Genomic DNA, 7493 nt, shown 5'->3' with positions numbered 1-7493 from the left:
AGATGACTGTTCTTGACCTGGCTGAGCTGGTTAAGGAGCTGGAAGAAAAGTTTGGCGTTTCAGCTGCTGCTCCTGTAGCTGTAGCTGCTGCTGCCCCTGTAGCAGCTGAAGCTGCTGAAGAAAAAACCGAATTTGACGTTATCCTGAAGAGTGCCGGTGCTAACAAAATCAATGTGATTAAGGTTGTTCGTACGTTGACCAGCCTGGGTCTGAAGGAAGCAAAAGACCTGGTTGATGGCGCACCGAGTCCAGTTAAAACCGGCATTGCCAAGGCAGAGGCCGATGAAGCTGTAAAGCAACTGGTTGAAGCAGGCGCAGAAGCAGAAATCAAATAGTTGCGCAGTGCAATACCTGCAGGAAGCCAAGGTCGCCTGGTGCGGCCTTGGCTTGTCCTGTTTTTAATAATCCCCCTGGCATGCAATTAGTGACTTAATCTAATTAAATCAGTATTTTGCGTGCTGTTGTCTGTTCTTTATGCTACTTGCCGAAGGAGAAGGTATGGCCTACACGATCGCCAACAACCACCTGCTGCGCAACAATTTTGCCACTATCAAGAATATCATTGATATCCCGAACCTGATTGACATTCAGAAAAACTCTTATCGCCGTTTTTTGCAATCCGATGTGCCGTTGGAATTGCGTAAAAATATTGGTCTAGAAGCTGTTTTCAGGTCTGTTTTTCCGATTAAGGATTTCAGCGAAACTTCATCACTTGAGTATGTCTCCTATACACTGAGCAAACCTAAGTACGATGTTGAAGAGTGTCATCAGCGCGGCATGACCTATGCAGCCCCTATGAAGGTGAAGGTGCGGCTTGTTATCTGGGATTCCGGTAAGGAATCGGGTGTCCGTGGTGTTAAGGATATCAAGGAGCAGGAGGTCTACTTCGGGGAAATTCCGTTGATGACCGAGAACGGCACCTTTATTATTAATGGTACTGAGCGTGTTATCGTCAGTCAGTTACACCGTTCACCTGGTGTATTCTTTGACCATGACAAAGGGAAAACCCACTCTAGCGGTAAAGTGCTTTATTCAGCGCGCGTTATTCCCTACCGGGGCTCATGGCTTGATTTTGAGTTTGACCACAAAGATATACTTTTTGTCAGAATCGACCGCCGTCGTAAGATGCCAGCCACGGTTCTGTTAAAGGCGCTTGGTTACTCTGTTGAGCATCTGCTTAACTACTACTATAAGAACGAGCAGATTGTTATCTCTGGTGGTGAGCTACGTAAAGGGATTGAGCCGGAACTGTTAACCCTTCAAAAGGCTGTAGTCGATGTTGTCGATGCCAAAGGTGAAGTGATTGTCAAGGCCAATAGAAAGTTTACCAAGGCCTCAATCAAAAAACTTCTTGATCATGGCGTAACAACCATACCAACCGTTGCCGAGAGCATTATCGGTCGCTACGCATCAGCTGATGTCGTCGATCCGGTTACCGGTGAAATTCTGTTGGAATGCAACCAGGAGCTGACAGCTGATAAGTTGGATGAGTTGCGTTTGAAGGAGGTTGGCTCTTTCGGCTTACTCTATATCGATGGACTCAATATCACCTCTTCTTTCCGTGACACCTTGCTCGCTGACAAGGTTAACAGTAGCGATGAGGCTTTGATTGAGATCTATCGTCGTCTCCGTCCTGGTGATCCTCCAACCCTCAAAAGCTCACTTGTGCTGTTTGATAACCTGTTTTTTAATCCAGAACGTTATGATCTTTCTGCAGTTGGACGTCTGAAGCTTAATTTCAAGCTTGGGCTGAAAGTATGGCCTGATTGTACTATCCTTAATGGACCTACCATGCTGACTGCTGCTGAGCTGCAGCATGCCGATCAGTTGATCGGAAGTCTGGTAAGCGGTTCTCGTCCAGTTGATATGGCACTTAAGGAAAGAATCTCTACAGAACTTGCCAAAACACTTAAAAAGCTTGATCTGCAACAGCCTGTGCCTGAGCGTGTACTGGAACAGCTGGCAGACGAGTTGAACGGAATTGTTGCCAACCCAGAATTTTTCCAGCGTGATCTGCTGGAGGGCATTGAACTGCCTGACGTATTCAGCAAACTGGTGGATCTGATTGAGCAGGGTGGCTATGATGAAAACCGTCGTCGTATTGAGGGGCTTCGTCGTAACCGGATGCTGCTTGAAGTTGCCTTTGGTGGTTCTGTAGAACGCTGCCAGCGTAATGATATCCTGGAGATAGTACGCTACCTGATCGAGTTGAAAAACGGTCGTGGTGTAATCGACGATATTGACCATCTGGGCAACCGTCGTGTACGGGCTGTTGGTGAGCTGCTTGAAAACCAGTACCGTATTGGTTTGGTGCGGATGGAGCGGGCTATCAAAGAGCGGATGTCTCTTCAGGAAGTTGAAAACCTGATGCCCCACGATCTTATTAACTCCAAACCTGTTTCAGCGGTGGTTAAAGAGTTTTTCGGTTCTTCCCAGCTGTCACAATTTATGGACCAAACCAACCCGCTGTCCGAGGTTACCCACAAACGCCGTCTGTCGGCCCTTGGACCAGGTGGCCTGACCCGCGAACGTGCCGGTTTTGAGGTTCGGGACGTACACCCTACGCACTACGGCAGGGTCTGCCCGATTGAGACACCGGAAGGTCCGAACATTGGTCTGATCGCTTCGCTTTCAACCTACGCCCGGATCAACGAGCATGGCTTTGTTGAAACACCGTACCGTTTGGTTCGTGAAGGCCAGGTTACCAACGAAGTCAAATTCTTCTCGGCACTGGAAGAGGAAGGACATGCCATTGCGCAGGCAAACGCCCTGATGGATCAGGACGGTCGCCTTATTAATGAGTATGTCTCTGCTCGGAAGAGTGGTGAATTTGTTCTGGTACAACGGGATGAGATTGAGTTGATGGACGTGGCTCCCAAGCAACTGGTATCCGTTGCAGCGGCCTTGATCCCATTCTTGGAAAACGATGACGCCAACCGGGCACTGATGGGTTCAAACATGCAGCGTCAGGCAGTACCGCTGTTGCGAGCCGATTCACCGCTTGTGGGCACCGGTATGGAGCGGATTGTTGCTAAGGATTCTGGTGTTTCTGTTATTGCTCGCCATAACGGTATGGTTGATGCGGTTGACGCAGGCCGGATCGTCATCAAAATTGATGAAGAGGAGTTCGATGAGGCCGGCACAGGGGTGGATATTTACAACCTGGTCAAGTTTTCTCGCTCCAACCAGAACACCTGTATTAACCAGAAACCGGTGGTTAAGGTGGGAGACAAGGTCAAGCGTGGCGATGTAATTGCCGATGGCCCCTCAACCGACATGGGTGAGCTTGCTCTTGGTCAGAACATCATTGTGGCATTTATGCCATGGGGTGGTTACAACTTTGAGGACTCCATCCTGGTTTCAGAACGTTTGACCAAGGATGATCGTTATACCTCAATCCATATTGAAGAGTTTGAGTGCGTTGCCCGTGATACTAAGTTGGGTAAGGAGGAAATTACCTCCGATATTCCAAACCTTGGTGAAGAAGCGCTCAAGGACTTGGATGAGTCCGGTATTATCAGGATTGGTGCTGAGGTTAAACCTGGTGATATTCTGGTTGGTAAGATTACGCCAAAAGGCGAGACTCAGCTCTCTCCTGAAGAAAAGTTGTTGCGTGCCATCTTCGGTGAAAAGGCCGGTGATGTGCGCGATACCTCGCTTACTATACCTCCGGGTGTGGAAGGTACAGTCATTGGTGCCAAGGTCTTCTCCCGTAAAGGTAATGATAAAGATGCACGGACTGAACTGATCGAGAAGATTGAAGAAGAAAAACTCCGCAAGGATGAGCAGGATGAGGTTCGTATCATTCGTGATACTGCCCGTGGAAAGCTGAAACGCCTCCTGGTTGGTAAGACAGCCGGTGCCAAAGTTGAAGATCGTCAGGGCGTGACCGTGCTTGCCAAAGGTAAGAAGATCACTGAGGAGTTGCTTGAGTCATTGACCATGGACCGCTGGGCTACCATTTCAGTCGGTGATGGTACTGATGTAGAAGAAAAGGTTGCTGAGGTTATCTCCAAACTCAATGAGCAGGTTGAGCTGATTCGTGGTGTGTTCGACGACAAGGTTCAAAAGTTGAGAAGAGGTGACGATCTACCCCCTGGCGTGATCAAGATGGTTAAGGTCTATGTTGCCATTAAGCGCAAGCTGCAGGTTGGTGACAAGATGGCAGGCCGTCACGGAAACAAGGGTGTTGTTTCCCGGATCATGCCGGAAGAGGATATGCCGTATATGGATGACGGCCGTCCGGTTGAGATCGTGCTTAACCCGCTGGGTGTTCCTTCCCGTATGAACGTGGGTCAGATTCTTGAAACACATTTGGGCTGGGCTGCAAAGGGACTTGGTTGGAAGATTCAGAAAATGCTCGAAGAGCATACTTCTGAAGAAAATTTGAAGAAATTTATCCGTGAAACCTATGATAACCCTGAATTCAACAAGATCCTTGATACCATGGATCGTGAAGAACTTCTACTGGTAGCACGTCGCTTGTCACGTGGTGTGCCTATGGCCTCATCAGTTTTTGAAGGGGCAGGGGAGGCTAAAATCAAGGAGCTGTTGACCAGGGCAGGTTTTGCAACCAATGGCCAGGTAACACTTTTTGACGGCCGTACAGGTGAGCCGTTTAAACATAAAGTAACGGTCGGGATCATGTATGTGCTGAAATTGCACCACTTGGTTGACGACAAGATTCACGCACGTTCTATTGGACCTTACTCGCTGGTAACCCAGCAACCGCTTGGTGGTAAGGCACAATTCGGTGGTCAGCGACTGGGTGAGATGGAGGTCTGGGCAATGGAGGCGTATGGTTGCTCCTATGCGCTGCAGGAGTTCCTAACCGTCAAGTCGGACGATGTCTCCGGTCGTACCCGTATGTACGAAGCGATCGTCAAAGGCAAGCATACCTTGGAACCCGGTCTGCCTGAATCCTTTAACGTGCTTATCAAGGAACTCCAATCACTTTGTCTGGATGTGGAGCTGCTTGAAGGGGATGAGTAACACCGTGCGGTAGTCATGCCGCTGTTGCGGACCATTCGGTTCGCCCTGATGATGAGACTATACTGGAGGATAGACCGTGGAAGATTATTTCACAGGAAGTTTCTTCGATAAACCTAAAGATCCACTGCATTTTTCGTCTATCCGTATCTCAATCTCCTCACCGGAGAAGATACGAGAGCGTTCTTTTGGTGAAGTGAAGAAGCCTGAGACGATAAATTATCGGACCTTCAAGCCGGAACGGGATGGTCTGTTCTGTGCCAAGATATTTGGACCGACTAAAGATTACGAGTGTAACTGCGGTAAATACAAGCGGATGAAGCACCGTGGTATCATCTGCGAAAAGTGTGGCGTTGAGGTTATTCCCTCAAAGGTCCGCCGTGAACGCCTCGGTCATATTGATCTGGCTACTCCGGTTGCTCATATCTGGTTCCTCAAGTCATTGCCTTCCCGGATAGGTAACCTGCTTGACATTACCCTGAAGGATCTTGAGCGGGTGCTGTATTTTGAAGCCTTTGCCATTACTGATCCCGGTTCTACACCGATGAAGTTCTGCGAAGTGTTGTCAGAGGATAAGTTCCTGAAGGCTCAAGAAGAGTACGGCATTGATGCCTTTGATGGTGGCATGGGTGCAGAGGCTGTTCGTAAGTGCCTGCAGGCGCTGGAGCTTGATGAGTTGGCTGTGCAGCTGAGGATGGAGATGATGGAGTCCACCAGCGAGGCTAAGCGTAAGAAGGTTGCCAAACGTCTTAAAGTTGTTGAGGCATTCAAGCAGTCCGGCAACAAGCCGGAGTGGATGATTCTTGAGTGTATTCCGGTGTTGCCACCTGAATTGCGTCCGTTGGTTCCGCTGGATGGTGGTCGTTTTGCAACTTCTGACCTGAACGACCTCTATCGTCGGGTTATTAACCGTAACAACCGTCTTAAGCGCCTTTGTGAACTGCAGGCACCAGAGGTTATTATCCGCAACGAAAAGCGGATGCTGCAGGAAGCGGTTGACGCATTGTTTGATAATGGTCGTCGTGGTCGGGCTATAGCCGGACCTAACAAGCGTCCGCTTAAGTCACTGTCTGATATGCTGAAAGGTAAATCAGGGCGTTTCCGTCAGAACTTGCTGGGTAAACGGGTTGACTACTCAGGTCGTTCCGTTATCGTTGTTGGTCCTGAGCTGAAGCTGCACCAGTGCGGTTTGCCTAAAAAGATGGCTTTGGAGCTGTTTAAACCGTTTATCTACAATAAACTCGAAGAGCGTGGCTATGTTACCACTATAAAGAGTGCAAAAAAGATGGTTGAGAAGGAGCGCCCTGAGGTTTGGGACGTACTTGAAGAGGTCATCAGGGAACACCCGGTCATGTTGAACCGGGCACCGACTCTTCACCGTCTTGGTATTCAAGCCTTTGAACCGGTTCTGATTGAAGGCAAGGCAATTCAGCTGCATCCCCTGGTCTGTACCGCCTTTAACGCCGACTTCGACGGCGATCAAATGGCTGTACACCTACCGCTATCCATTGAAAGCCAGGTTGAGACCAGAGTCCTGATGATGTCTACCAACAACATCCTCTCCCCGGCCCATGGTAAACCAATTATTGTGCCTTCTCAGGATATGGTTCTTGGTACTTACTACATGACCAGAGAGCGTATCGGCGCAAAAGGTGAGCGGACCACCTTTGCTTCCCCTGAAGAAGTACGTATCGCCTTTGACCATGGTGAGGTTGATATGCAGGCACGGGTCAAGGTGCGGATGATTGATACTCCTGATAATACTGAAGAAAAACCGCAACTGGTAGATACGACTGTCGGCAGGATCATTCTTCGTGAAGTATTGCCACCTCAGGTTCCTTTCTCGGCTATTAACAAGGTCATGAACAAGAAGGAGCTCTCCAACCTGATTGATACTTGCTATCGTCTGGCTGGCAACAAGGAAACCGTTATTCTGGCTGACCGCCTGAAAGAAACCGGTTTCCGCTATGCAAACCTGGCAGGTATTTCAATCTGTATTGATGACATGGTTATCCCTGAAGGAAAACAGGCCATCATTGACAGGGCAAATGAAGAGGTTCAGGAAATTCAGAACCAGTACACCGAAGGTTTGATTACCGATGGTGAACGTTACAACAAGGTCATCGATATCTGGGCAAAGGCTACGGAAGAGATTGCCAAAGAAATGCTGGGTAACCTCTCCAAGGAAATTGTCATTGATACTGACGGTAAAGAGGTGGAGATACCTTCTTTTAACGCAATTCACATGATGGCAGACTCCGGTGCGCGGGGTTCGGCTCAGCAGATTCGTCAGTTGGCTGGTATGCGGGGGTTGATGGCTAAGCCATCTGGTGAAATTATCGAAACCCCGATTACGGCAAATTTCCGTGAAGGTCTGGCCGTGTTGCAGTACTTTATCTCAACTCACGGTGCCCGGAAGGGTCTTGCTGATACCGCGTTGAAAACTGCAAACTCCGGTTACCTGACCCGTCGTCTGGTTGACGTGGCTCAGGACGCAATTATCA

At 49.0% G+C, this 7493-nt stretch carries 3 protein-coding genes; all 3 read left to right on the top strand.

Features of this window, described 5'->3' with window-relative positions:
• Nucleotides 1-2 precede the first annotated feature (2 nt).
• Nucleotides 3-335 carry a 50S ribosomal protein L7/L12 gene (gene rplL, locus OEL57_RS11660; protein WP_300740704.1) on the top strand — a complete coding sequence of 111 codons (333 nt, stop codon included), beginning with the start codon at nucleotides 3-5 and terminating at the stop codon, nucleotides 333-335.
• A 163-nt stretch (nucleotides 336-498) separates the two neighbouring features.
• A complete protein-coding gene (gene rpoB, locus OEL57_RS11655; RefSeq protein WP_300740703.1) occupies nucleotides 499-4992 on the top strand; it encodes a DNA-directed RNA polymerase subunit beta in 4494 nt (1497 codons plus the stop codon).
• A gap of 76 nt (nucleotides 4993-5068) precedes the next feature.
• On the top strand, nucleotides 5069-7493 hold a 2425-nt coding region (gene rpoC / locus OEL57_RS11650), incomplete at its 3' end, for a DNA-directed RNA polymerase subunit beta' (RefSeq protein ID WP_300740702.1).

It is taken from the genome of Trichlorobacter sp. (genome assembly GCF_030247655.1).
GTDB lineage: Bacteria > Desulfobacterota > Desulfuromonadia > Geobacterales > Pseudopelobacteraceae > Trichlorobacter.
This window is presented reverse-complemented; position numbering and strand designations above follow the sequence as displayed.